Here is a 24,225-nt window from a genome sequence, read left to right on the forward strand (position 1 = left end):
TACAGGTGTCTGGTTGTTTATTTATTCGTCGTTAAGCCCTGAAACAGAGAAGCGAATTTGTTCACCAGATAAGGGGCAAATAACGTCATGCCAGCAACCAAAAATTTAATAATTTCACTGACAGAACCCGAGTTGGATATTTTTCCGTTTTTGCCAAAGTCCAGTAATATTAAAACGCCAAAACCGATAAACATAAACAAAATGACTATCGTACCCATCAGCGCGATGAGTCGGCTCGAACTGGCTTTCATTACCGGAGCCAGAACAGGTTTGCCAGCAGCGTCATAAAGAGGAGATTTTGTCACTGTAGTCGTACCTCCTGCTGTCACCGTAACTTCATTGATAACCGGTAAATCAACATCTTCAGAAAGCGCATCGGCCAACGACCACTCTTTAGGTAGAGAATTGCGGATGACTAAAATAGAAATCAGCGCACCAAAAATAACGATAAAAAGTAATATATAAATAAAAGCCATACTGGTTTTTACCCCATCAGAGGCAGGGACTTGCGCTTGAACTGCAGTAGAAAATAAGAGTAACGTGATTGCATATGCTGATGCGTGTCTTTTTAACAAAAACATAAATATACTCCTCACCAATAAATATAGATTTAATTATTATTTGAATGCAAAGATCGAGTAATCTACACGTATATTACCACTAAGGTCGGGGATCCCGTCGCGTTTGCGTTCTCCATAGCGATAGTGTTCTTGCTTATTGAGTGACATATAGAGCAGCCCTAACTGATCGTCGGGGTTGTTTTTTAGTGTGGTGGCAACGACATTCGTTAAAAATTTCGCAATTATAACGCCAGCTGCAAAAGCGGGATTGACTGTCCCAAGAATAATTGTGCCTAAATTTGTAGCAAAAGTATCAAAGTCGGGCTGTGTAATGACTGATTCCAGCCGCATTCCAATATCATTGATATTTTTATCATCTTTAATTACCGTCAGACACCAGTTAAAGTTCTCCGGGATGTTGGGGGTAGAATAAAGTACATATCCAGTATCACCAAACGTCAGGACGGAGTTATCTCTGACGTTATCTACTTCATTAAATACTCGCGCTGATGCTACCTGTTGTACTGCTTGTATAAGTAGTTGTTTTTTTATCTCCTCATTTTTTTCTGCATACCAGGCATCAAGTATTGGGATGTCAGAGTCTGAAGTAATAAAACTGATTAATTTGACTTGTGCATAACCATCGCCAAAAAAGAGAAATGCATTTTTATGATTATCTAAAATTCTGACTCTGTTTATCCGAAAATAGAACATACACACTCCTGTAATGGGTGGAGATAACATGTATATGGAATTCACTAAATCAGTATTGTTAACTCATCGATCAATAGCAGTATAGATTGGCCCCTTAAACCATGCCAATGGTTACCAGCCTGGAGACCACTCCAAAGAGAGGAAAAAAATTTAATGCCATTGCTTTATTTCTAAGTAAGGGTCTTGTGTTAGATAAAGAGATAATAAAAGAATAAAATAGTCCTTTCCATGGAGTCATTGATCTAAAGCGCAGTCGCGCCTACTAACTTTGGAAATCCCGACTTATGTGAAATAACATCCAGCCGCGACGCGGACTGGATGTCCGTGGTAAACCATTGCAACCGATTAGTTATTGCACTTGCCCGGTACGGCTAGCTTAACTTCCGGTTTGGAAACAACGCGCATACCTTCGCTTTCAGGAACCTGTTCCAGCCCGGCCCCACCAACGAATACGCCCATTTTAATGTACTGGCGAACAAAATAGTTCTTCCCAGGGGTGGCATTGAGCGTCAGATTATTTGGGGAAAACTCGGATTCTGTCCCCAGCACATGCGGTTGACCTGTCGATATTTGCTGATAGAAAAAGACTTTGTCGGCGGTTTCTCCGACGCAGCGCCCATCAATATAAACATCTTTTTTTAACGCTTTGCCGACAAAGCTGTCCCTGTATATGTAGAGACCGGCTTTGCCGTTTTCCGGTGTAGGAAACGATTTGGCCGTTGTGTTTTCAGTATTGCTGGCTAAAGGGACCGAGGCGCAACCGCCAAGAAGCATTGAAGAAAGAATAACAGCTGTAAGGATTATTTTATTCATAGGATTCTCAATGAGTTAAAAAAACAGCAGAGCAAGGATAATCTTATTTTATAAGTATGTCACCACTGAAATGCCGCGTAACAAATTGTAAACATAAGGGCCAGGTGTCAGATAGGACATAATTGAGGGCTGAGAATGGCCACATACTGGTGGGTGCTCGCAGAGTATTCTGAACGGGGATTATTGCAGTGCAGTTCTATAAAACGGGAGTATTCGCCAGGAATTGCCATCGCTTCTGCTCATCAGGGTAAACGCTTTGGCCGATGCATTATCATTCTGGCAGGCAAAGACTTAGAGCAAGTCTTTGCCTTGTTTCGTCAGGCTGGGCGCAAAAAGAATTTCGTTGGGGTTCTGCCTTTTCCGCTGGCGAAGCGCTCATGTGGGTACTGGTTTTTGATTATCGGCAATAATCATTTTATCGTCATCAATACGCTCCAGAACCAGATAAATATGATCATAACCATGGTGAGCCGTCGGTCCGCAGGTGGAACCCACATCGCCTGGCTGCTGTTGACCAACAGGAATGGTTGTCCATTGTCGATGATCGTGCAGATAATTGCCCAAAGCTAACGCCTGCATAATATCGGGAACGGCTATGTTCCCTTCTTGTAATAGATTGGAGAGGTTTAGCGCACAACCATCATGCGGCCAGTGCTCATGGGCTAATTTAAAGAGCTCAATCGCCGCGATTTCCTGAACCTTGTCATAACGGGACGGGGTCCGGACAATATTCATCACTTCGATAATTTTTTCTTTGTCGCTGAGCAGCACAGTATTCTTAGCGAACATCGCCTGAGGAGGTGTTTTGAGCGAGAGAAATGTCTGGAATTCTTCCACTGCATCACGCCGCACATGTGAGATAACCTTGCTGGGGTCTTTTATCGTGCCGCACCAGGTGGTGTTGATGCGCAACAATCGCGCGCAATACTCTACTGCCAAATCGTGGTCTTCTTTCATTTTTGTAATGAACGTTTCAGCCGTGTCTATACCGCGCTGTTTGGCAAAGTCAAACAACGCGGAATGTCGACCACCAATACTGTCAAATGATACCTGAAAAGCTCCGGCTTCTTCGCTCTCAATGTGAGACAGGGAACGATGATTTTTCTTATCAACACCTGCACCCCAGCGCCAGTCGGATTCAAAACCCGCCTGTACGCGAAGTACCTCACACATGACGGCTTTTCGGTGAGCGAGGCTGGTATATGGCCCTAGCGCACCTTTCATTACTGCGTAGATATCATGAAGCTTATTTTCAGCGAAAACATCATCAGGTAAAGCATCTAAGGTATCGACTATTTGATCCAGGAACTCGATGGGGGGCGCGCGTGTTGTGCGCTGACAGGGTAGCGGGTCGTAATGAATATACGTTTGTTCATAGTAGCGGTATCCACTGTGTAGAGTCGTCACCGGGAATCACATCAGGAAGTGGAAGGTTGAGCGTTTTTCACTCAGCTCTCCGCTGAATAGTATAGAGAGGTTATTATTCACTATATGGCATATCTGGTTAAATTTTTGAGTACAGATAATCCAGGCCAGCAGACACGCAGCTTTAGAAGTTCAAGCGCAGGCTAAACGGTAAAATATTGAGTTTTTCGCAGAGAATCTAACTATGTGATTTCAAAGCCCAGAAAACAGAACGCCCCCTGGTGCATCAGCAGCAGGGGGCGTTTACGGGTGGGGAGTATCGGTGTTCATCAGTCGTCCCATTTGTGGCTTAGATACGCGGCAAGAAATCCAAAGAACACAATGGTTCCCAGAACTGCCATAAATACATGCATATTTCCCAGCATGATTAACCTCCATTAGTTTTGCTTTGCGCTAAGTTGTCCTCATTGAACAGGTTTACGGTTGTTGGATACATCATAACCCGGCCATTCTAAACAAACGCTTAACAAATTGCCGGGAGTGACTATTTGAGGAAGGGTTACACCACTTTCCTGTCAGCGAGCGACTTCTTCCTGTACTGCAGCGGACTAAGCGCAAACTGTTGGCGGAAATGGTGGCGCAGGGTACTGGCATTGGAAAAACCGCAAAGCTCGGCAATCTGCTCAACGCTCAGTCGGCTGTGAGTCAAATGCTGCGTAGCGCGCAGCAGGCGCTCATCAAGCAGCCAGCGGGCAGGGGTTTTGCCGGTGGCATTTTCAAAACGACGTAAAAATGTGCGCGGCCCCATACCGGCTTTTTCCGCCAGCGAGGCTACGGTGTGGCTGCCGGCGAGATTCTGATGCAGAAAATCGAATAGTTGCCCCAGCCGCTGGCTCTCTCGCGCTTTGGCTACCGGACGCACAATCTGTTGCGCCTGGCCGCCGTCGCGATGAGGGGAAACCACTAAACGCCGCGCGACGGTATTCGCCGCTTCGATACCAAAATCGTCCCGTACCAGATGTAAACACAGATCGATGCCCGCAGCGCTTCCTGCGGACGTCATCACTCCCTCTGCGCCGACGTACAGCACATCGTCGATCACCTCAATCAGCGGAAATCGTGCGCGGAGCTGCTCGGTATAGCGCCAGTGGGTTGTGGCCTTGCGTCCGTTAAGCAACCCGGCGGCGGCCAGAACAAAAACTCCGGAGCAAATAGAAATGATCCGACAGCCTCGTTTATGTGCCGTGACCAGTGCTTCGCACAGCGCAGGCGGAACGGGGGCGTCGATACCGCGCCAGCCGGGCACCACGATGGTATCCGCCTCGTTTAACAATGCCATGCCGCCATCGGTCATCAGACGAATCCCACCGGTAGCCCGCAGTTCGCCTTCATCGACGGCAGCCACGGCAAATTGATACCAGCGTTCGCCCATCTCCGGGCGAGACAGGCCGAAGATTTCTACCGCGACGCCAAATTCAAAGGTACATAACCCGTCATAGGCGAGGGTAATTACCCGGTGGCGTGACAACGTCACGGATGAGGTTGTCATGATTTCAACGTTTTCAGTCATGGTGAGCGGCAGATGTCGTGCTGGAGGTTAATTAAAGTAGTGGTATCACAGACAAGGAGAAGATGCCATGAGTGTTGTAACCGCAATTGCCCCTGCCAGTTCCACCGACGCTGCCGCCTGGTTTCGTCATAAGCTCAGTCTTGAGACCGACTGCGCCGATGTTTACAGCGCGATATGCGACGGCGCACCTGACTTCGTGCTGCTGCACGTGGTTGGGAGTGAAGAGACGTTTGCCCGCCGCCATCTTCCCGGCGCGCTGCATTTGCCCCATCGGCAGATAGATGAGGCCCGAATGGCGCAGTGGCCTGAAGAGACGCTGTTTGTGGTTTACTGCGCCGGTCCGCACTGCAACGGGGCAGATGCCGCGGCGATGAAGCTGGCACTGCTGGGGCGTCCGGTCAAAATGATGCTCGGCGGCCTGACCGGCTGGGAAGATGAAGGATTGCCGTTCGCAAAATGAATTTATTTCATGTGACATGAATTATTCTCGTTTGCCGATGCGCTGCGTGCATGACAGTATCTGGACATATAGCCATCCAGAAGTCTAAATATTCAAATAATAAACTATCACGGTGGGCAACTAACCTTGCCCACTGCTAAGGAGACACCATGCAACGTCATCAGGCCCCGTTCCGCGCAGATATCGTCGGCAGCTTTTTACGCCCGGACGCCATTAAACAGGCCCGTCAGCAGCTCAGCGCTGGCACCATTGATGCGCAGCAACTGCGTCAGGTTGAAAATGAGGCCATTCGCCATCTGGTGCAACAGCAGTGCGAGTGCGGCCTGCATGTGGTGACCGACGGTGAGTTCCGTCGCGCATGGTGGCACTTTGATTTCTTCGACGGCTTACAGGGGGTTGAGCGCTACGATTCTGAAAAAGGCATCCAGTTCAATGGGGTACAGACTAAAGCGCACGGGGTTCGCGTTACAGGCAAACTGGCCTTTGGCGACCATCCGATGCTGGAAGACTTCCGTTACCTGAAAAGCATCAGCGGCAACGCGCAGCCGAAAATGACCATTCCCAGCCCAAGCGTGTTGCATTTTCGCGGCGGGCGCAAAGATATCGACGCCTCCGTCTACCCAGACCTCGCCGACTATTTCGATGACCTGGCAACCACTTGGCGCGATGCGATCCGTGCCTTCTACGATGCGGGCTGCCGCTATTTGCAGTTGGATGATACCGTCTGGGCCTATCTGTGCTCCGATGAACAGCGTCAACAGGTTCGCGATCGCGGTGAAGACCCGGACGAACTGGCGCGCACCTACGCTCGTGTCCTGAATAAGGCCCTGGAAGGAAAGCCGGAGGATCTGACTATCGGGCTGCACGTGTGTCGCGGTAACTTCCGCTCGACGTGGATCTCCGAAGGCGGCTACGAGCCGGTGGCGGAAGTGCTATTTGGCGGCGTCAATATCGATGCCTTTTTCCTCGAATACGATAACGACCGTTCCGGCGATTTCGCGCCGCTGCGCTTTATTCGTCCCGGTCATCAACAGGTCGTGCTGGGGCTGATCACCACCAAAAACGGTGAACTTGAAAACCCGGAGGGCGTGAAAGCACGCTTACAGGAAGCGGCGCAATTCGTCCCGCTGGCGCAGATTTGCCTCAGTCCACAGTGCGGTTTTGCTTCCACCGAAGAGGGGAATTCCCTGACTGAGGCTCAGCAGTGGGATAAAGTCCGTCTGGTTACTGATATTGCCGAACAGGTCTGGTAATTTCTCTTCTTAGCGCAGCGCTGCACTATTTTGAGGCAGCGCTGCCCATTATTTTTCCCTCCCCACGTCTCCCGCCGCGTTTTAAGGCCACTGAACAACCTGGCACCGTTTTTGCCTTATCACTTCCTGTCAGTCGTTAATTCATTTTTTGTCTTTGCGCTATTCAGGAGTGAAATACATGCAGCGTCGAACATTATTAAAAGCTTTTGCACTCTCCGCCTCTGTGATCAGCATGGGCATCTCTTTCCAGGTTTATGCCGCCGACACCATTAAAGTCGGGATTATGCATTCGCTCTCCGGGACGATGGCGATTTCCGAAACTCCGCTAAAAGATGTCGCCCTGATGGCTATCGACGACATCAATGCCAAAGGTGGCGTGTTGGGGAAAAAGCTGGAGCCGGTGGTAGTAGATCCGGCGTCAAACTGGCCGCTGTTTGCTGAAAAAGCGCGTCAGCTGCTGACGCAGGATAAGGTCGCTGCGGTGTTCGGTTGCTGGACCTCGGTGTCGCGTAAATCGGTTCTGCCGGTGTTCGAAGAGCTGAACGGCCTGCTGTTCTACCCGGTGCAGTATGAAGGCGAAGAGATGTCGCCAAACGTCTTCTACACCGGCGCGGCGCCAAACCAACAAGCGATCCCGGCGGTGGAATATCTGCTGAGCGAAGACGGCGGTGGGGCAAAACGCTTCTTCCTGCTGGGCACCGACTACGTCTACCCGCGCACGACCAACAAAATTCTCCGCGCCTTCCTGCATGCCAAAGGTATTCAGGATAAAGATATCGAAGAGGTCTACACCCCATTCGGCTATAGCGATTACCAGACCATCGTCGCCAACATTAAGAAATTCTCCGCTGGCGGCAAAACGGCAGTGGTCTCCACCATTAACGGCGATTCCAACGTCCCGTTCTATAAAGAGCTGGCTAACCAGGGGCTGAAAGCGACTGATGTTCCGGTGGTGGCGTTCTCCGTCGGCGAGGAAGAGCTGCGCGGCATTGACACTAAACCGCTGGTGGGCAACCTCGCGGCGTGGAACTACTTCGAATCCGTAGATAACCCAACCAACCAACAGTTCGTTGCCGATTATCGTGCTTACGCCAAAGCGCACAAGCTGCCGAATGCCGACACCGTGGTGACCAACGACCCGATGGAAGCGACCTGGGTTGGGCTGCATATGTGGGCGCAGGCGGTGACCAAAGCGGGCACCACCGATGTCGACAAGGTTCGCGAAGCGATGGCCGGTCAGACCTTCAAAGCGCCGTCGGGCTTTACGTTGACCATGGACGCCACCAATCACCATCTGCACAAACCGGTGATGATTGGCGAAATCGAAAGCAACGGCCAGTTTAACGTGGTCTGGCAGACCGAAGAGCCGGTACGCGCTCAGCCGTGGAGCCCGTGGATCGCCGGTAACGATAAGAAGCCCGATCACCCGATAAAAAGCGCCAGCAACTAAGCGTTAAACCCCGGCACAGCGCCGGGGTGATGGATTCTGTCGTCCGGGCCCGGTGCCCGGATTTCCCGAGAAAGGAGAACGACCATGAACGCATTGCGCCTCATGAGTTACTTCGCGCTGCTGATGGTATTGATACCGTGGCGAGCGCAGGCAGCGGACGCCGACGATTTCGTAGCCGCCAACCGCAGCCAGCAGGCCCAACTGCTTGAACAGTGGGCCGCCGCACCGCAAGCGCCACGTTTACCGCTGCTACGGGCGCTGAAAAGTGAAACATTACAATCAGATAATAGCGGTCACGCTTTCAGCAAGCAGGGCGAAAACCTGCTTGCGTTGGGTGCGGCCACAACTCCTGTCGGTATAACAAAGCCCGTACGCCTGACCAACCGCCTGCGTAATCTGGCAGCCAGCGCGCTGGCGACTCATCTACTGGTAAGTGACAACGTCACGGAAAGAGCCGCGGCGGTAAAAACGCTCCAGCGCGAAGCGACGCCAGAGATGGCGGGTCTTTTACAGCAGCGTCTGACGGTGGAAAGCGACAGCACGGTGAAATCGCAGCTGGAAATTGCGCTTGCTCGCCTGCAGCTTGCCAGTCCGCAGCCTGCACAGAGGCTGGCGGCTATTGAACTGCTTGGTCATTCTGGCGATCCGGAAACCCAGGCACTGCTGACGCCTCTGACCGACTCACAACATGAACCCAACCCGGCGATTCGCGCGGCGGCGCAGGAGAGCCTGAGCAAAATCCAGCATCGCTTGCTGCTGGGCGATCTTCTTGGTCAGGCGTTTATGGGGCTGTCGCTGGGCTCTGTTTTACTGCTTGCCGCACTTGGCCTGGCGATCACCTATGGTCTGCTGGGGGTCATCAATATGGCTCACGGGGAGATGCTGATGATTGGCGCTTACAGCTGCTGGCTGGTTCAACAGGCGCTGGCGCAGCTGGCCCCGCAGTGGCTGGCTTTTTATCCGCTGATTGCGCTGCCGGTCGCGTTTATGGTGACTGGCGGCATTGGCATGGTGCTCGAGCGTACCGTTATCCGCCATCTTTACGGACGCCCGCTGGAGACGCTGCTCGCCACCTGGGGTATCAGCCTGATGCTGATCCAACTGGTGCGGATGCTGTTTGGTGCGCAGAACGTTGAAGTGGCTAACCCGGCGTGGCTCTCCGGCGGCGTGCAGGTTTTACCAAACCTTATCCTGCCGTGGAACCGGCTGGCGGTACTGGCTTTCGTGCTGCTGGTGCTGCTGTTCACCTGGCTGACGTTGAATAAAACGCGATTGGGAATGAACGTGCGCGCGGTGACGCAAAACCGCGCGATGGCGGCCTGCTGTGGGGTGCCTACCGGACGCGTGGATATGCTGGCGTTTGGTCTTGGCTCCGGCATCGCCGGACTGGGCGGCGTGGCGCTGTCGCAGCTCGGCAACGTCGGGCCGGAACTCGGTCAGGGCTATATTATCGATTCGTTCCTCGTGGTGGTGCTCGGCGGCGTCGGACAGCTGGCCGGGAGCGTGGCGGCGGCGTTTGGCCTTGGGATCTTTAACAAAATCCTCGAACCGCAGATGGGCGCGGTGCTGGGCAAAATCCTGATCCTGGTGATGATTATCCTGTTTATTCAGAAACGTCCACAGGGACTGTTCGCTCTCAAAGGGAGGGTTATTGACTGATGAGCCAACCCATTACCTTAACGCTGGCGCGCAAAGCGCCGCGCCCGCTGCGATGGCTCGGTGTTCTGTTATTGCTGGGCCTGCTAAGTATGCCGTTTCTGGCACTACTGCCCGCCACACATCCGCTGGCGGTTTCCACCTGGCTGCTGACGCTCACCGGTAAAATCCTCTGCTACGCGGTTGTCGCCGTGGCGCTGGATTTAGTCTGGGGCTACGCCGGAATGCTCTCCCTCGGCCATGGGATCTTTTTTGCCCTCGGCGGCTACGCGATGGGTATGTACCTGATGCGCCAGGCGGCGGGTGACGGGCTGCCAGCCTTTATGTCGTTTTTATCGTGGAGCGAACTGCCGTGGTTCTGGTGGGGCACTCAACATTTTGCCTGGGCAATGCTGCTGGTGGTGCTGGTACCCGGTTTATTAGCGCTGGTTTTCGGCTGGTTTGCCTTCCGCTCGAAAATCAAAGGGGTCTATTTTTCAATAATGACCCAGGCGCTGACCTACGCCGGGATGCTGCTGTTTTTCCGTAACGAAACCGGTTTTGGCGGTAATAACGGTTTTACCGGCTTTACCACGCTGCTCGGTTTCCCCGTCACCGCTATCAGCACCCGGGCGGCGCTGTTTATGGCGACGGTACTGCTGCTGTTGCTCACCCTGTGGATTGGCTATGTATTGGCACAAAGCAAATTTGGTCGGGTACTGACGGCGGTGCGCGATGCCGAAAACCGCCTGATGTTCTGCGGCTACGACCCACGCGGATTTAAGCTTTTGGTGTGGACGCTGTCGGCGGTGCTGTGCGGCCTGGCGGGCGCGCTATACGTGCCGCAGGTCGGGATTATCAACCCCAGCGAAATGTCGCCAACCAACTCTATTGAAGCGGCGATTTGGGTGGCGTTGGGAGGCCGCGGGACCTTAATTGGCCCGGTACTCGGCGCAGGGCTGGTCAACGGCGCGAAAAGCTACTTTACCGTGGCGATGCCGGAATACTGGCAGCTCTTTCTTGGGCTGATTTTTATTATCGTGACCCTGTTTTTACCGCGCGGAGTGATTGGCCTGCTGCGTAAAGGAGACCGCTGATGCAACCGGAAGAAGGACTTTTTACCCGTCAATTGCCGACGGACAGATTCCGTGAGCAAACCGACCCGGTTTTGCAACTGGAAGAGATTAACGTCAACTTTGACGGTTTTCAGGCGCTGACTAATCTGTCGCTGCAAATTGGCGTGGGTGAACTGCGCTGCGTGATTGGCCCTAACGGTGCCGGGAAAACCACGTTAATGGACGTGATCACCGGCAAAACCCGCCCGCAGAGCGGCAGGGCGCTTTACGATCAATCGGTAGATTTAATGACCCTCGATCCCATCGCCATCGCCCGTCAGGGCATTGGACGTAAGTTTCAGAAACCGACGGTGTTTGAGGCGCTGACGGTCGCGGAAAACCTCGAGCTGGCGATGAAGGGCGATAAGTCGGTGTGGGCCAGCCTGCGGGCGCGCCTGAACAGCGAGCAAACTGATCGAATCAGCGAAACCTTGCGCCTGCTGCGGCTGGAGGGTGAACGTTCCCGACCGGCCGGGCTGCTGTCGCATGGCCAAAAGCAGTTTCTTGAGATCGGTATGCTGCTGGTCCAGGAGCCGCATCTGTTGCTGCTGGACGAACCCGCCGCCGGGATGACCGACGCCGAAACGGAGTATACCGCCGAGCTGTTCCGCACCCTGGCCGGGCAGCATTCGCTGATGGTGGTCGAGCATGATATGGGGTTTGTCGAGACCATCGCCGACCGGGTGACGGTGCTCCATCAGGGGCAGGTGCTGGCGGAAGGGTCGCTGCGTGAAGTGCAGGCCAACGAACAGGTGATAGAAGTTTATCTCGGACGCTAAGGAGCGCGGATGCTACAGGTTAATCAGTTACATCAATACTATGGCGGCAGCCATATTCTGCGCGGCGTGGATTTTTCCGCTCGTCAGGGAGAGATTACCTGCCTTCTTGGGCGCAACGGAGTGGGAAAAACCACCTTGCTGAAGTGTCTGATGGGGCTTATTCCGGCGCGTAGCGGCGAAGTGCTGTGGCAGGAGAAAAATATCACCCAGCGCAAGCCGCATCAGCGAGTGCAGTCTGGGATCGCTTACGTTCCGCAAGGGCGCGAGATTTTTCCGCGCCTGACGGTAGAAGAGAACCTGCTGATGGGGCTATCGCGCTTTCCCGCTCGCGACGCGCGGACGGTGCCGGAAGAGATTTATCAGCTGTTTCCGGTACTGAAAACCATGAAGCAGCGGCGTGGAGGGGATCTTTCCGGCGGTCAACAGCAACAGCTGGCGATTGGTCGTGCGCTGGCCAGCAGACCGCAGTTGCTGATCCTTGATGAGCCGACGGAAGGTATTCAGCCGTCGGTGATTAAGGAGATTGGCGAGGTGATCCGCCAGCTAGCGAATCGCGGCGATATGGCGATTCTGTTGGTTGAGCAGTTCTATGATTTTGCCGCCGGGCTGGCGGACCGCTACCTGGTGATGTCACGTGGAGCGATTATCCAGCAGGGTAACGGCAGCGATATGGAAGCCGAAGGCGTGCGCGGAATGGTCACCATTTAGTCATTCCCGGATACCAAACCGCACGAACCCGTAGCCCGGGCAAGGCGCGTCGAGCACCGCCATCGGGGAAACCGCGCAGAGGATTGGTGCATTTCCCGGAGGCGATGCTGCGCATCTGTCCTGGCTACCAAACCCCATCCCGCACGGACCCGTAGCCCGGGCAAGGCGCGTCGAGCGCCGCCCCCGGGGAAACCGCGCAGAGGATTGGCGAATTTCCCGGAGGCGATGCTGCGCATCTGTCCGGGCTACCAAATCCCATCCCGCACGAACCCGTAGCCAAGGCAAGGCGCGTTAAGCGCCGTCCCCGGGAAAAGCGCGCAGAGTCGTTCAAAAGGCTACTTGCGCAACAGCCGCTGCAAGCGCGCCTGCCGCCAGTTCTTGATCCATTCGCCAAACACAAACAAGCGCAACCCTTTGACCACCAGCAGCGCCCCCCAGATAATCGCCACCCACGCGGACCAGTAGCTCTCGGAACCGGTGAGCCAGTTCAGCACTGCCAGCAGAGCGCAGACCACCACCGCCACCGTCAGCGATCGATAAAACCGACTCTCTCGCTCAACGCGCTCTTTAGCTTCTTCAATGCGTAAATCCAGCGACTCTTCATGCCCTGCAGATGAATCGCCGCTAATCTCGACGACGTTCACTTCAAATACCGCCGCGAGAGCGCTCAGCGTTTCCAGACCTGGACGATCACCGTTCTCAATACGCTGAATGGTCCGCACGCTGAGCCCGGTAAGTTCGGCAAGCTGCTCTTGTGACCAGGCGCGCTGCAAACGCAATTGTTTAACCTGATTATTGCTGTTCATTATTTCTATCTCCGGGTGAAAACCTGAGACGGAGTGTTATCTATAAGGTTGTCGGGCACCACGATCGGAACCCGACAGAGACACGACAGCAACCTGACAGCCGCGCGGTGCCTGGGTTTACGCGCTGGCGACCGCGTTTCCGTTCCACGGGCGCACGTTCATGCCGCGGAAAATCATCAACCATGCGGCGACAATCGCCACCATCAAAATCACAAACAGCGACCAGTGCGGCAGGTGGGTTAGAATGGTGCCAGTCAGCATCGGGTTAAAAGCCGCCCCCAGCCAGCCCAGTGATTGAGCAGAAAAGTAGCTGGCCTTCATACCCGCCGGGGCGATGTTATCGATAAGCATATACTCGCCCGGCGCATATATGACTTCACCGAGTGTAAAGACCGCAGCTGAAACGCCCCACAGCAGCAGGCTATTACCAGAAATCACAAAGCCGCCAAGTCCAAGCACAAAGCACACCGTACCAAACGTCATTAGCGGACGAATATTGCGGGCGGTCAGGCGACGCCCAACCGCGTACTGTAGCGCCACTACCACGGCGGCGTTGACCGGCAGCACCACAGCAACCACTTTCTCGGCGAAATCGCTATCAGCAACGACCAGCACGTACTGGGAAATACAGGAAGCAAAAGAGCCGCCAACGAAGGAGGCCAGCAGGCCGGAAAGGGTAAACCACAGCAGCGCCCGGTCACGTAGCAGCACTGAAGGCGACCACTGGATGGCGTTATCATGAGCAATTGCCGCCGTTGTACGCTGTACAAACAGCTGAATGAATACCAGCGGCAGCGCCGCGCATCCCGCCGCCAGCCAGAAAGGCAGATTAATGCTGTGCATCACCAGCAGGGTGCCTATCGGCGGTCCAACGGTCCAGCCGATATTGAGAAAGGTATAGTTGAGCGAAAAAATCTGCGCCTTCTTTTCCGGCGACAGCACGTCGGCGAACCAGGCTTTCAGCACGGTAGAGAACACCGAGTAGGCGCAGTTAATCAGCGCGAAGAAAAACACGACCAGCGCAACGCTATTAACCAATGGGATCGCCACAAAGCCGCCAATAAACGCCAGTACGGCGATGGTCATATAACGCTTTTTGTCGAACTTATCGGCCAGGATACCAAAACCCATACTGAACAACACGCCGACGATCAATGCAGTCGACAGCGCATAGCCGATTTTATCTACCTCCAGTTGGTACTGGCGGGTGAGGTAGATAGTCATAAAAGGTAACGTTGCGCCACGACCAATAGTTAACAGCAATGACGAAGCCAGCAGCGCTGCGGTTGAGCGCCTGAGTGTCGGTATCATTTTTTCCTTGCCTGATGTGATGTTATTTTTGTTGTCCCGATCACAAATAGCACGCTAACCGAGGCTTGTATAGTTCCCTTCGGTGATGAAAAGGGCACCAGGGCCCTACCGAAATTAATGATCTATGCGTCGGGCGAATTATTCGGTACTTTGATTTTGTTCACAAAAATTCCAATAACAACCGAGGCAGGTTATGACGCGTAAAGACGGGCTGCTGGCATTGCTGGTGGTCGTGGTATGGGGGCTGAATTTCGTGGTGATCAAGATGGGGCTGCATAACATGCCGCCGCTGATGCTTGCCGGACTGCGTTTTTTATTGGTGGCGTTCCCTGCCTTGCTGTTTGTCGCCCGGCCGAAAATTCCGCTGCGCCTGCTGCTGGGCTATGGCCTGACGATAAGCTTCGGTCAGTTTGCCTTCCTGTTTTGCGCCATTAACCTCGGCATGCCTGCCGGGCTGGCATCGCTGGTGCTGCAAGCTCAGGCTTTCTTCACCATTATTCTCGGGGCATTTGTCTTCGGTGAACGGTTGCAGGGTAAACAGGTAGCGGGGATCGCACTGGCGATTTTTGGTGTGCTGGTGCTGGTGGAAGCCAGCCTTGGCGGCCAGCATGTGCCGTTGGTGGGTTTTATGCTGACGCTGGCGGCGGCGCTGAGCTGGGCCTGCGGCAATATTTTTAACAAGAAAATCATGTCGCACGAGAGCAGACCGCCGATTATGTCGCTGGTGGTGTGGAGCGCGCTGATCCCGGTGCTGCCGTTTATGCTGGCATCGTGGCTCCTCGACGGCCCTCAGGTGATGGCGGCAAGTCTGCTGCATATCGATCTGCTGACGATCCTCTCGCTGCTGTATCTGGCGTTTATCGCCACCATTGTTGGCTATGGGATCTGGGGTTCGCTACTCGGACGCTATGAAACCTGGCGCGTGGCGCCGCTGTCGCTGCTGGTGCCAGTGGTCGGAATGGCCAGCGCCGCGCTGCTGCTTGGCGAGACGCTAAACGGTCTGCAACTGCTGGGTGCGGTGCTAATTATGGCCGGGCTGTATATCAACGTGTTTGGCCTGCGGATCGTGCGTCCGGGCATGGCGTAATCTGAGGAAACAGTCGAATTTGTAAGCCGGATAAGGCGTTATCCGGCAAAACGGCGGTGACAGCTATATCTGGCTTGATACTTCTTTAATCGCTTTCCAGGCCAATTTTTTATGAATAAAGAATTTTACTGTCGTTGAGAAAGAACGGCTGTTGAGTAAAACCCTGCACCACAGCAACATTCCGGCAATAAGTATGATTATTTTTCCGTGAATATTATCTGCATGAAAAGATAGGCATAATGATGCTAAGAACAATAAACAGTTGATAAAAAACAGATATTTGAATGCAGTGACCGCCCATTTTCTGCCTTTAATTATTGATTTCATGGCAAAAATCACCACCAGTAAAACGATGAAGACCGGTGGGAACAGGATTGAGACCCAGATGGCTGGTGGAAGAACAAAGGCATAAAGTCCCATCTGAAATGGCAGCAAAAATGAAAAAAGTAATAACATCATTACCGCGACAACAGGAAGGGGATTTACCATCCTCTGTCTAAGCCATATTTCGTTAAGTGCGTGTTCTGTTACGTCAGTTGGATTGGGGGATTTAAAGTAACCAATTAACGCGTTTAAATTTCGCCCTGTAATAAAATTAATCCATCTCATTGGGAACCCTGTTGAATCAGTAGGTTAGGCGGTGAATTTTTCTATTCATTATTATCAACTTGCACGCAGACTATTTTACAAACCGATCGGTAGGTTAAATAGCAAAAAAACTGCTCAAAGTACGCTATCGCTACAAATTCGGATTTAGCGATAAATTATCCTGCTATATCGTCGGTGGACGATAATGCTCACTTATATATGGGCGATAGTTTTCTGATCAGGACGTTGAGTGAAGTGGCGGGATGTGGTTTTCTTGTGCGCGGGGATAAAAAAAAGCCCCGTTGCCGGGGCTAAAAGGGATTTTACAGGCCTTGCTGGTTGTAATACGGCACGCCTAATTCATCTGATTTATCACTGCCCGAAGCCATGTGATTGAAATCAAACGGCGAATCATTATGTTCGGAAGGAATAATCATCGCATCCCGATTGTTGTGACGAACCGGAGTGGTGGTTTGCTCCGCGAAACTCTGGCTGGAGACCAGCGCCAATAGCACGATGGCGGCGGAAGCGAATAATTTCATGATTTCCTCAATACGTCTTTTTGCAGGCGATTAACAACAGTTATTTAGTGGAAGCAGGTACCGTGACTCGCCCGGTACATTGGTAATGCGATACTGGTGAGGCGGCACATCGAAATAGTTTTTGAAAGTCCGCGTCAGCGTTTGCTGCGATTCAAAGCCATAACGCTCGGCCAGATACAAAATCGGCTCGTTGCTTTGCTTGAGCTTCTGCGCAATTTCAGTCAGCTTACGGCTGCGGATATACTGGCCCAGCGAGTGACCGGTCTCTTTCTTAAACATTCTTTGCAGGTGCCACTTGGAGTAACCTGAGCGCTCTGAAACCTTCTCCAGCGACAGGGGCGATTCCAGGTTATCCTCAATCCACGACAAAATACTATGGATAGTGATGGCGTCGTTATTACGTCTGGACATCATCTTACCTCTTCTTATTACGGCAGAACTTTTTTGAGCAAATACTCAAGAGTGACCACTTCATCTGCCGACAGATTTTTTGTTAGTTCCTGGTGCAATTTCTGACCCACAACCTGATGACAATGCTCACAAAGGGCTGCGCCGTCTGCTGTTAGCTGCACCAGCACGCCGCGCTTGTCAGTGGGGTTGGGTAACCGTTCAATCCAGCCTTTACAGACCAGGCGGTCAAGCATGCGCGTCATTGCGCCTGGGTCGACCGAGAGCACGGTTTTCAGCTCAACGGGGGTAATACACACTTCGCAACGAATGGAACAGAGCACCCGAAACTGGGTGGACGTAATATCCATCGGTGAGAGGTAGTCGTTGAGCAGGCGATCTTTCTGCTGGTTAACCATCTGGATCAAGCGACCAAGGGGGATCATTTCGTTAAACAGGTCGCTCGTACTTTTCACAATGGTTGCCCAGGCAATGACTTAGTTGCTGGGGATATTATTGCCTAGGCAAATATAAGTCAAACTGATTGATTGGCCGATGCCACGATTTGCTAAAACGAATCGTTGTGACTCAGGTCACTCTATTTAACATTGCTGTCTTATGATTTTACTGATTGATGAATGCGTTCTGCGGGAAACTGGCAACAACCTGGCGGCAAACGATATACTCAGGGCGCGTCATTTTTTGATAATCCAACACTTACAGGACCTTAATTTTCTATGATGGATCTCTTTAAAGCGATAGGCCTGGGGCTGGTCGTGATCCTACCGCTAGCAAACCCGCTGACTACCGTGGCGCTATTCCTTGGCCTTGCCGGGAACATGAACAATGCCGAGCGTAACCGTCAGTCGCTGATGGCCTCTGTCTATGTGTTCGCTATTCTGATCGTGGCATGGTATGCCGGACAGGTGGTGATGAACACCTTCGGAATATCGATTCCTGGACTGCGTATTGCCGGGGGACTGATCGTCGCCTTTATCGGTTTCCGCATGCTGTTCCCACAGCAGAAAGCGCACCATTCGATGGAAGCCAAGCTGAAATCAGAAGAGCTGGAAGACGAACCGACGGCTAACATTGCTTTTGTCCCGCTGGCGATGCCAAGTACAGCAGGTCCGGGGACCATTGCGATGATCATCAGCTCTGCGTCGACGGTAAAGCACGGCGCTAACTTTCCTGATTGGGTGGTGATGGTGGCGCCGCCGGTGACGTTTGCGCTGGTCGGACTCATTCTGTGGGGCTGCCTGCGCAGCTCCGGGGCGATTATGCGTCTGGTGGGTAAGGGCGGCATCGAGGCTATCTCCCGCCTGATGGGCTTCCTGTTGGTCTGTATGGGCGTGCAGTTTATTATTAATGGCGTGCTGGAGATCGTCTCTACTTATCACGCCTGACGGAAGACGTAAAAAAATCTGCCTTCTTGAATTGCCCGGTGGCGGCTAGCGCCTTACCGGGCCTACAGATCTGCGCCGGATTTGGTTTTCGTAGGTCGGGTAAGGCGCCAGCCGCCACCCGACAAAAATGCGAGAACAGTAACCAAAACAGGCTGGACTCTAACCTTATGTCACACAGCAGGGGGTTCGGCACGATCTGAAGACGTAAAAAAGCCTGCCTTTCTAGCGATCGGCAGGCTTTTTTTACTCAAATAATCAGGAGTGATGTGGCTGCTGATCTTCCAGTGAGACCGGCCAGCGGCGGAAAATCATCACTGCCCACACCAGAGCCACGAGGGCTGGGATTGCGCCGACGTAACCAATCGACGCCATCGACAGATGAGTACTGACCTGGCTGCCGACCAGCGCGCCCGCGCCGATACCGATATTAAAGATCCCCGAGAACAGCGACATTGCCACGTCGGTGGCATCTGGTGCCAGCGCCAGCACTTTTACCTGCATTCCAAGGCCGATAATCATGATTGCCACGCCCCAGAAGACGCTGAGCAGCATCAGGTGATTGGCATTATGCGATGCCGGCAACAGCAGCAACAGACACGCCAACAGCAGGCCAATTGCGGCGTTAATCAAGCCGGATGCATGGCGGTTGCCGAGCTTACCAAACAGAATACTGCCGACAATGCCCGCGCCGCCCAGGGTCAGCAGCAGCACGGTGGCAAAGTTACCGCTTAAACCGGCGACCGTCTGAATAAACGGTTCAATATAGCTGTAGGCGGTGTAGTGCGCGGTCACCACAATCACCGTCAGTAAATAAATGCTGAGCAGCGCCGGACGACGGAACAGTACCGGCAGACTTTTTAACGAACCGGAATGCTCGCTCGGCAGTTTTGGCAGCAGTTTAATCAGGCAAGCCATGGTTATCAGCGCGCCCACACCAATCACCAGGAAGGTGGTACGCCAGCCAAAATATTGCCCCACTATGCGCCCAATCGGGATACCAAAGACCATCGCCAGCGCGGTACCGGTGGCAATCAGACTCAAGGCCTGAGCGCGTTTACCTGCAGGGGCCATACGGATAGCCAGCGCCGAGGTAATTGACCAGAACACCGCATGGGCGAAAGCGATGCCGATACGGCTGATGACCAGAACGTTAAAGTTCCATGCCAGAAACGACAGCACGTGGCTGGCAATAAACAGAATAAACAGGCCAACCAGCAGACGACGGCGCTCCATCTTGCTGGTCAACAGCATAAAGGGCAGCGACATCAGGCCGACGACCCAGGCGTAGATGGTCAGCATGATCCCGACCTGTGCCGTTTCCATGCCAAAACTGTCGGCGATATCCGACAGCAGGCCCACGGGCGCGAACTCGGTGGTATTAAAGATAAATGCCGCAATCGCAAGCGTGACTACGCGAAGCCACGCGACCTTGCGTGAAACCGTGTCTGTAATCATAAGTTCAGGGCTGGTTACTAAGAGGAAAGAAGTGGCACGATCTTAAAACGATTGCTGCTGAAAATACAATCATTTTGTGACGCGTGTCTCATTTTTGTTTTGGTAGGGTAAAAGGCGCTAACAGATTAATTTCTCTATAGAACGTGTGCATTTACTGCATTTATGTCATGTTATCGATAAGTAAAAAAAATGAAAGGGCAGAATAATGCAGGAAATTAACTTTTATCTGGTCGATGCGTTCAGCGACCACAACTTTGGCGGCAACGCGGCGGCAGTTTGCCCGCTCACCGAATGGTTGCCGGACGAAACGTTGTTGAAAATGGCTCAGCAGCACAATCAGTCGGAAACCGCGTTTTTTGTTCGTACTGATGAAGGATATGAGCTGCGTTGGTTTACCACCTTGCACGAAATTAATCTCTGTGGCCATGCGACGCTGGCGGCTTCGCACGTCATCTTTGAGTACCTCGACTATCCGTCATCGACGATTATCTTTAGTACCCGTTTCGTTGGCGAGCTTCGCGTGACGCGCAGCGGCGACTGGCTGACGCTTGATTTTCCGGCATGGGCGACGACGGTCGTCGAACAGCCGCCAGCGGACCTGCTTGCCGGTCTGGGGCTAAGCGAAGCGCAGGAAGTACGCGTGGCTCGCGATTACCTGGTGATCTTACGCGATCGTCAGCAGGTAGAAGCGGTACAACCGGATATGCACCAGCTTCAGCGCTTGGGTAAAATGATTTGTATTAGCGCCGCAGATGATGAGTATGATTTTGTCAGCCGCTTCTTCTGCCCGGGGGAGTCGCTGTGGGAAGACCCGGTGACCGGCTCGACGCATAGCATGTTGATCCCGTATTGGGGCGAGAAGCTTGGTAAAACGGAGATGCAGGCGCGGCAGGTATCCGCTCGCGGCGGCGATCTACGCTGCCAGTGGCAGGGTGACCGGGTGCTGATTGGCGGCCAGGCGACAACCTATTTAATCGGCACCATAACGCTGCGCTAAATATACCCGTCATACTTCAAGCTGCAGATGTGTTGGCTGCGCTCGCTCACCCGAATCACTTACCAGAGTAAGCTCATCGGGATTCACTCTCTTGCCGCCTTCCTGCAACTCGAATTATTTAGGGTATAAGCGAATACGGGTGATGAAAATAATGCGGGATCGGCAAAAAAATTATGCCGATCCCGTGTCCGTAGGGGGTACGGGCAAAAGAGTGCTGCGTACTCAACGAAAAACCAGAGCCACTAGCGGGTCATACGACAACTGCTCTTATTTGATAATTACATTGGAAATATCACGATAGCGCCGATGCATAATGCCAGAATACGAATTAAGTACATTGGCACGGAGAATATCCAGAACTCCGGCAGCTTATATTTTCCCATTCCCAGTATCATCGCCGGCATACCGTCAATTGGCATATAGCCGCCGTTCCAGCCCGAAATGACTACCGCGATGGCGGCAGCGGTCGGGTTGAGGCCGAGGCTGGTACAGGCGGCGATAGCAATGGGCGCGAAGATATACACCGAACCCATGTTGGAGCCGGTAAATGTGGAACATGTACTGGTCAGCAGCGCAAAGATAAAAATAAACAGGAACGGCGAAACGTTAGCGCCGAGAACGCCTGCTACCGCATCACCCACCATCGCCGTAAAGCCGGTGCCGGCCAGCGCATCGGCGACGCCGATAACCCCCGCCATCATCAGAATAACCGGCGCGCCCATATGATCGCGCACCTCTTTGAAGTCGACGACGTTAATCATCATCACAAAAGCGGCGGCAAGACCCGGAACCACATAGGCGATATTACCCAACTGATTCATCAGCATCATACCGACAACGCTGATGGCAAATGCCCCCACGGTACAGTACTCTTTCCACGCGGGCAGGGTGACGGCTTCCTCTTCCCGTACCGACATCGCTTCCTCAGACGCATCGGCAATCGGGTGATCGGGTAAAAAACGATACGAGATCAGGCACCAGGCCAGAAACGCCAGCGACATCACCAGATTCACCAGCGCGAATTTCACCATCGAAATTTCTGCGGTGAAACCCGCAGTTTGCAGCACCGTGGCGGTGACGCCAAACAGCAGCGCGACGTTAATCGGGATTAATGGATGGTTGGTCGCAAAACCCAACGGCATCATCAGCTTTGAGGTCGGCAGCTTTTTACTGTAGGGGATTGTCGAAACCAGCGACAGAATCAGCACGTAGTAGCCGGTTGAACCGGTACCCGCCAGGCTCGCGCCAATCATCACAATCACCAGCAGCAGCGCATAGCTCTTGTAGCTGCCTTTATTGACCAGGCTGACCATTGAGGATTTCACGTTGCCGATGAGGCGCGTTTTCTGGAGCGCCGCCATCACCACCATAAACCCGGCGATCATAATCACACTTGAGTTCACAAAACCGGCAAAGGCCTGCTGAACGTTTGATAGCCCGGTCACCACCAGTAAAAGACAGGCGAGCAGCGGTGGTGCGCCAAAGGCCATCTTGTCCGACATGATCAACACGATCATCAGCACCAGGATGCCCAGCGCCAGAATCATTTCCATTGTCATTTTTCTATCTCCTTATTTACCCTTCCAGCATTTCGCGCGGCACCTTAAAGACCGCTTTGCGCACCGTTGCTGGCGTGTCAACCGCGCACAGCGCCTGATGGGGCTCGCCAGGCAGGAAGACTGCAAAATCACCTGCGTGCAGGGTGATGGCTACCGGATGCTGGCAATCACGGGCGATAAACAGATCCGGTTTGCGCTCTTCATCGCCATCGCATGCGACAGCCTGCATTCCCGCGTTAATCACCTCGCAGCCTGACAGCATCACCTGAATATCGGCCCATTGATGGTGATATTCGGTGTGGCGCTGTGCGGCAGGTTGGGTATGCGCCTCGCCGATATTGCAAAACCAGCCACAACCCTCCGGTTGCCAGCGTCCGTCTTCCCTGGCGCTTAGCGCCTGTAGCGAAGCGTCCGGGTGCGACAATATTTGCCACAGCGCGGGGGGAAGCCCTGCCAGCGGCAGGGCGTCAAGATTTCCGACGATCATCGGGCGGACTCCTTCACCCATTGCGGGGAAACGTGCACGTATTTAATCGCCTGGCGGAACCAGGTGTAGGCAATGTGCAGAGAACCGTCCGCGCCCTGTTTAATGCTCGGGTAGGAGAACTCGCGGTTACGTTTATCCAGCGAGTTATTGGTCATGCAGTAGCCGTCACCTTCATCGAGGTTACGCTGCCACGGCCAGGTTTTACCGCCATCGGCAGAGATAGCCACGGTCATCGGTGCGCGCGGTGCGCCCCAGAAAGCGGTACGGCCATTGGTGACTTCCGGCTCTTTGCGGCTGTTATCGCCATCGTCGATTTCATCGTAAAGCGACGCACGACGTTCCAGCGCCCCGGCTGCGCTCATGTGGTTAAACACCAGCGCCAGTTCGCCGCTGGCAAGGGTGGTCACCTGGATCGAGGAGTTGTTGTTAGGCAGCTCGGTCGGTTCCGGTACTGACCAGCTTTCGCCATGGTCTACCGACTGGCTGTAGTAGATATTGTCGGCCCAGCGGCTGCGGAATAGTGCGACAAGCGTGCCGCCTGGCAGGGCGGTGATATTCATATGCACGCAGCCGAGGCTTTGCGGTACTTCGACGTCGCGCCAGGTTTTGCCCTGGTCGGAGGAAATTTTGACGGCGCTGATATCATCGTTGCCAACCCATTTTTCCCCCGGCTGAGTGCGGCAATAAAACACCGGCAGCAGCCAGTTACCGTTCTCCAGCACCGTAATCGGCTGGCGAATAAAGGTGCCGGGTTTGTCGAGCAGGGTGGCAATTTCGCCCCAGGTCTGGCCCAGATCGGTCGACTGGCGGTAGCGCACGATGGCGGTGTCCTGGTTGCCAGAGATCTGCGCGGTCCACAGCAGCCACAGCACGTTATCCGGGGCCAGAAACAGCACTGGGTTCTGCTCGGAGCGGCTGGCGTCAGTGGACAGTTTCACCGCATCGCTCCACTGACGGCTTTCCGGGAGCAGGCGCGAGCCCCAAACGGAGATATCGGCAACGCCTTCCTGGGTACCGCCAAACCACACGCACATCAGCGAGCCGTCCGGCAGCGGCAGCAGGTTAGCTGCATGGTTTTGCGGGCAAGATGATGGCAGCATCGCGGTTTCCACACGCGCATCTTGTTCATGCTGACAAATCATCCCGTCACGAATTGCGGTTACTACAGACATATTCAT

26 protein-coding genes are annotated in these 24,225 nt (G+C 53.5%); 10 read left to right on the forward strand and 16 right to left on the reverse strand.

What is annotated here, in order from left to right:
* Positions 1–17: 17 nt before the first annotated feature.
* The 6 genes from ACMYSL_RS13805 to ftrA all read right to left on the reverse strand — a co-directional run bounded on the left by ACMYSL_RS13805 (position 18) and on the right by ftrA (position 5,022).
* Positions 18–581 carry a hypothetical protein gene (locus ACMYSL_RS13805; RefSeq protein ID WP_434663559.1) on the reverse strand — a complete coding sequence of 188 codons (564 nt, stop codon included), beginning with the start codon at positions 579–581 and terminating at the stop codon, positions 18–20.
* 36 nt (positions 582–617) lie between these two features.
* A complete protein-coding gene (locus ACMYSL_RS13810) occupies positions 618–1,274 on the reverse strand; it encodes a hypothetical protein (protein ID WP_434663561.1) in 657 nt (218 codons plus the stop codon).
* A gap of 345 nt (positions 1,275–1,619) precedes the next feature.
* The gene (locus tag ACMYSL_RS13815) at positions 1,620–2,087 is read right to left on the reverse strand and encodes a DUF2846 domain-containing protein (protein WP_434663563.1); all 468 of its coding nucleotides are present in this window, start codon (positions 2,085–2,087) and stop codon (positions 1,620–1,622) included.
* A 375-nt stretch (positions 2,088–2,462) separates the two neighbouring features.
* Positions 2,463–3,494 (reverse strand): hypothetical protein, encoded by a 1,032-nt coding sequence (locus ACMYSL_RS13820; RefSeq protein WP_434663564.1) that lies wholly within the window; start codon positions 3,492–3,494, stop codon positions 2,463–2,465.
* 287 nt (positions 3,495–3,781) lie between these two features.
* Positions 3,782–3,877 (reverse strand): protein MgtS, encoded by a 96-nt coding sequence (gene mgtS / locus ACMYSL_RS13825; RefSeq protein WP_049089018.1) that lies wholly within the window; start codon positions 3,875–3,877, stop codon positions 3,782–3,784.
* Positions 3,878–4,011: 134 nt separating this feature from the next.
* On the reverse strand, positions 4,012–5,022 hold the full coding sequence (gene ftrA, locus ACMYSL_RS13830) for a transcriptional regulator FtrA (RefSeq protein WP_434663565.1): 1,011 nt from the start codon (positions 5,020–5,022) through the stop codon (positions 4,012–4,014).
* Between the two features lie 67 nt (positions 5,023–5,089).
* Here ftrA and ACMYSL_RS13835 point away from each other — a divergent pair, with 67 nt between their 5' ends.
* From ACMYSL_RS13835 to urtE, 7 genes are all read left to right on the forward strand, one after another.
* Complete coding sequence (locus ACMYSL_RS13835) at positions 5,090–5,482, forward strand: rhodanese-like domain-containing protein (RefSeq protein ID WP_434663566.1); 393 nt, start codon at positions 5,090–5,092, stop codon at positions 5,480–5,482.
* Between the two features lie 149 nt (positions 5,483–5,631).
* Positions 5,632–6,735: a cobalamin-independent methionine synthase II family protein gene (locus tag ACMYSL_RS13840; protein ID WP_434663567.1), complete on the forward strand. Its 1,104-nt coding sequence runs from the start codon at positions 5,632–5,634 to the stop codon at positions 6,733–6,735.
* A gap of 178 nt (positions 6,736–6,913) precedes the next feature.
* Positions 6,914–8,185, forward strand: a complete 1,272-nt coding sequence (gene urtA, locus ACMYSL_RS13845; RefSeq protein WP_110274118.1) for an urea ABC transporter substrate-binding protein — start codon at positions 6,914–6,916, stop codon at positions 8,183–8,185.
* An 84-nt stretch (positions 8,186–8,269) separates the two neighbouring features.
* Entirely contained in the window at positions 8,270–9,844 is a 1,575-nt protein-coding gene (gene urtB / locus ACMYSL_RS13850) for an urea ABC transporter permease subunit UrtB (protein ID WP_434663571.1), read from the forward strand.
* Positions 9,844–10,917, forward strand: a complete 1,074-nt coding sequence (gene urtC / locus ACMYSL_RS13855) for an urea ABC transporter permease subunit UrtC (RefSeq protein WP_181486105.1) — start codon at positions 9,844–9,846, stop codon at positions 10,915–10,917. Before urtB ends, urtC begins: the two co-directional genes overlap by 1 nt.
* Positions 10,917–11,714 (forward strand): urea ABC transporter ATP-binding protein UrtD, encoded by a 798-nt coding sequence (gene urtD, locus ACMYSL_RS13860; RefSeq protein WP_434663572.1) that lies wholly within the window; start codon positions 10,917–10,919, stop codon positions 11,712–11,714. The genes urtC and urtD overlap by 1 nt, the downstream gene beginning before the upstream one ends.
* A 9-nt stretch (positions 11,715–11,723) precedes the next feature.
* A complete protein-coding gene (urtE, locus tag ACMYSL_RS13865; RefSeq protein WP_434663574.1) occupies positions 11,724–12,422 on the forward strand; it encodes an urea ABC transporter ATP-binding subunit UrtE in 699 nt (232 codons plus the stop codon).
* 335 nt (positions 12,423–12,757) lie between these two features.
* On the opposite strand, the gene ACMYSL_RS13870 is transcribed toward urtE, so the two are convergent.
* Positions 12,758–13,228, reverse strand: coding sequence for a helix-turn-helix domain-containing protein (locus tag ACMYSL_RS13870; protein ID WP_434663576.1), 471 nt, complete (start codon positions 13,226–13,228; stop codon positions 12,758–12,760).
* Positions 13,229–13,345: 117 nt separating this feature from the next.
* Complete coding sequence (gene ydeE, locus ACMYSL_RS13875) at positions 13,346–14,539, reverse strand: efflux MFS transporter YdeE (RefSeq protein WP_434663579.1); 1,194 nt, start codon at positions 14,537–14,539, stop codon at positions 13,346–13,348.
* Positions 14,540–14,732: 193 nt separating this feature from the next.
* On the opposite strand from ydeE, the gene eamA reads away from it, so the two are divergent.
* On the forward strand, positions 14,733–15,626 hold the full coding sequence (gene eamA / locus ACMYSL_RS13880) for an O-acetylserine/cysteine exporter (protein ID WP_434663581.1): 894 nt from the start codon (positions 14,733–14,735) through the stop codon (positions 15,624–15,626).
* A 63-nt stretch (positions 15,627–15,689) separates the two neighbouring features.
* Here the strand turns inward: eamA and ACMYSL_RS13885 are convergent, their stop codons facing one another.
* From ACMYSL_RS13885 to marR, 4 genes are all read right to left on the reverse strand, one after another.
* A complete protein-coding gene (locus tag ACMYSL_RS13885) occupies positions 15,690–16,235 on the reverse strand; it encodes a hypothetical protein (RefSeq protein WP_434663583.1) in 546 nt (181 codons plus the stop codon).
* Between the two features lie 302 nt (positions 16,236–16,537).
* Positions 16,538–16,756: a multiple antibiotic resistance protein MarB gene (gene marB, locus ACMYSL_RS13890; RefSeq protein WP_112214277.1), complete on the reverse strand. Its 219-nt coding sequence runs from the start codon at positions 16,754–16,756 to the stop codon at positions 16,538–16,540.
* A gap of 30 nt (positions 16,757–16,786) precedes the next feature.
* On the reverse strand, positions 16,787–17,167 hold the full coding sequence (gene marA, locus ACMYSL_RS13895; RefSeq protein WP_004102351.1) for an MDR efflux pump AcrAB transcriptional activator MarA: 381 nt from the start codon (positions 17,165–17,167) through the stop codon (positions 16,787–16,789).
* A 17-nt stretch (positions 17,168–17,184) separates the two neighbouring features.
* Positions 17,185–17,619 carry a multiple antibiotic resistance transcriptional regulator MarR gene (gene marR, locus ACMYSL_RS13900; protein ID WP_110274127.1) on the reverse strand — a complete coding sequence of 145 codons (435 nt, stop codon included), beginning with the start codon at positions 17,617–17,619 and terminating at the stop codon, positions 17,185–17,187.
* A gap of 261 nt (positions 17,620–17,880) precedes the next feature.
* On the opposite strand from marR, the gene ACMYSL_RS13905 reads away from it, so the two are divergent.
* Positions 17,881–18,549 (forward strand): MarC family NAAT transporter, encoded by a 669-nt coding sequence (locus tag ACMYSL_RS13905; protein ID WP_110274128.1) that lies wholly within the window; start codon positions 17,881–17,883, stop codon positions 18,547–18,549.
* Between the two features lie 255 nt (positions 18,550–18,804).
* Here ACMYSL_RS13905 and ACMYSL_RS13910 read toward each other — a convergent pair whose 3' ends face one another.
* A complete protein-coding gene (locus ACMYSL_RS13910; protein ID WP_112214275.1) occupies positions 18,805–20,004 on the reverse strand; it encodes a sugar transporter in 1,200 nt (399 codons plus the stop codon).
* Positions 20,005–20,209: 205 nt separating this feature from the next.
* Here ACMYSL_RS13910 and ACMYSL_RS13915 point away from each other — a divergent pair, with 205 nt between their 5' ends.
* A complete protein-coding gene (locus tag ACMYSL_RS13915) occupies positions 20,210–21,001 on the forward strand; it encodes a PhzF family phenazine biosynthesis protein (RefSeq protein ID WP_304259424.1) in 792 nt (263 codons plus the stop codon).
* Between the two features lie 278 nt (positions 21,002–21,279).
* Here ACMYSL_RS13915 and ACMYSL_RS13920 read toward each other — a convergent pair whose 3' ends face one another.
* From ACMYSL_RS13920 to ACMYSL_RS13930, 3 genes are read right to left on the reverse strand one after another with little or no spacing between them, the layout of a single operon-like run.
* Complete coding sequence (locus ACMYSL_RS13920; protein WP_182238947.1) at positions 21,280–22,560, reverse strand: SLC13 family permease; 1,281 nt, start codon at positions 22,558–22,560, stop codon at positions 21,280–21,282.
* Between the two features lie 16 nt (positions 22,561–22,576).
* Positions 22,577–23,047, reverse strand: a complete 471-nt coding sequence (locus tag ACMYSL_RS13925) for a YhcH/YjgK/YiaL family protein (protein WP_182238945.1) — start codon at positions 23,045–23,047, stop codon at positions 22,577–22,579.
* On the reverse strand, positions 23,044–24,219 hold the full coding sequence (locus ACMYSL_RS13930; protein WP_182238943.1) for a sialidase family protein: 1,176 nt from the start codon (positions 24,217–24,219) through the stop codon (positions 23,044–23,046). The genes ACMYSL_RS13925 and ACMYSL_RS13930 overlap by 4 nt, the downstream gene beginning before the upstream one ends.
* Positions 24,220–24,225 lie beyond the last annotated feature (6 nt).

This window comes from Klebsiella sp. MISC125, from assembly GCF_051131775.1.
GTDB lineage: Bacteria > Pseudomonadota > Gammaproteobacteria > Enterobacterales > Enterobacteriaceae > Klebsiella.

What these genes read in the sequence shown, in the direction of transcription:
- ACMYSL_RS13815 (WP_434663563.1), bottom strand. Translation starts at nt 2,087, where the DNA reads ATGAATAAAATAATCCTTACAGCTGTTATTCTTTCTTCAATGCTTCTT.
- ACMYSL_RS13930 (WP_182238943.1), bottom strand. Translation starts at nt 24,219, where the DNA reads ATGTCTGTAGTAACCGCAATTCGTGACGGGATGATTTGTCAGCATGAA.
- ACMYSL_RS13920 (WP_182238947.1), bottom strand. Translation starts at nt 22,560, where the DNA reads ATGACAATGGAAATGATTCTGGCGCTGGGCATCCTGGTGCTGATGATC.
- mgtS (WP_049089018.1), bottom strand. Translation starts at nt 3,877, where the DNA reads ATGCTGGGAAATATGCATGTATTTATGGCAGTTCTGGGAACCATTGTG.
- ydeE (WP_434663579.1), bottom strand. Translation starts at nt 14,539, where the DNA reads ATGATACCGACACTCAGGCGCTCAACCGCAGCGCTGCTGGCTTCGTCA.
- urtE (WP_434663574.1), top strand. Translation starts at nt 11,724, where the DNA reads ATGCTACAGGTTAATCAGTTACATCAATACTATGGCGGCAGCCATATT.
- ACMYSL_RS13840 (WP_434663567.1), top strand. Translation starts at nt 5,632, where the DNA reads ATGCAACGTCATCAGGCCCCGTTCCGCGCAGATATCGTCGGCAGCTTT.
- ACMYSL_RS13810 (WP_434663561.1), bottom strand. Translation starts at nt 1,274, where the DNA reads ATGTTCTATTTTCGGATAAACAGAGTCAGAATTTTAGATAATCATAAA.
- marB (WP_112214277.1), bottom strand. Translation starts at nt 16,756, where the DNA reads ATGAAATTATTCGCTTCCGCCGCCATCGTGCTATTGGCGCTGGTCTCC.
- ACMYSL_RS13910 (WP_112214275.1), bottom strand. Translation starts at nt 20,004, where the DNA reads ATGATTACAGACACGGTTTCACGCAAGGTCGCGTGGCTTCGCGTAGTC.
- marA (WP_004102351.1), bottom strand. Translation starts at nt 17,167, where the DNA reads ATGTCCAGACGTAATAACGACGCCATCACTATCCATAGTATTTTGTCG.
- urtC (WP_181486105.1), top strand. Translation starts at nt 9,844, where the DNA reads ATGAGCCAACCCATTACCTTAACGCTGGCGCGCAAAGCGCCGCGCCCG.
- ACMYSL_RS13925 (WP_182238945.1), bottom strand. Translation starts at nt 23,047, where the DNA reads ATGATCGTCGGAAATCTTGACGCCCTGCCGCTGGCAGGGCTTCCCCCC.
- ACMYSL_RS13905 (WP_110274128.1), top strand. Translation starts at nt 17,881, where the DNA reads ATGATGGATCTCTTTAAAGCGATAGGCCTGGGGCTGGTCGTGATCCTA.
- urtA (WP_110274118.1), top strand. Translation starts at nt 6,914, where the DNA reads ATGCAGCGTCGAACATTATTAAAAGCTTTTGCACTCTCCGCCTCTGTG.
- ACMYSL_RS13915 (WP_304259424.1), top strand. Translation starts at nt 20,210, where the DNA reads ATGCAGGAAATTAACTTTTATCTGGTCGATGCGTTCAGCGACCACAAC.
- urtB (WP_434663571.1), top strand. Translation starts at nt 8,270, where the DNA reads ATGAACGCATTGCGCCTCATGAGTTACTTCGCGCTGCTGATGGTATTG.
- ACMYSL_RS13835 (WP_434663566.1), top strand. Translation starts at nt 5,090, where the DNA reads ATGAGTGTTGTAACCGCAATTGCCCCTGCCAGTTCCACCGACGCTGCC.
- urtD (WP_434663572.1), top strand. Translation starts at nt 10,917, where the DNA reads ATGCAACCGGAAGAAGGACTTTTTACCCGTCAATTGCCGACGGACAGA.
- ACMYSL_RS13805 (WP_434663559.1), bottom strand. Translation starts at nt 581, where the DNA reads ATGTTTTTGTTAAAAAGACACGCATCAGCATATGCAATCACGTTACTC.
- ACMYSL_RS13870 (WP_434663576.1), bottom strand. Translation starts at nt 13,228, where the DNA reads ATGAACAGCAATAATCAGGTTAAACAATTGCGTTTGCAGCGCGCCTGG.
- ACMYSL_RS13885 (WP_434663583.1), bottom strand. Translation starts at nt 16,235, where the DNA reads ATGAGATGGATTAATTTTATTACAGGGCGAAATTTAAACGCGTTAATT.
- ftrA (WP_434663565.1), bottom strand. Translation starts at nt 5,022, where the DNA reads ATGACTGAAAACGTTGAAATCATGACAACCTCATCCGTGACGTTGTCA.
- eamA (WP_434663581.1), top strand. Translation starts at nt 14,733, where the DNA reads ATGACGCGTAAAGACGGGCTGCTGGCATTGCTGGTGGTCGTGGTATGG.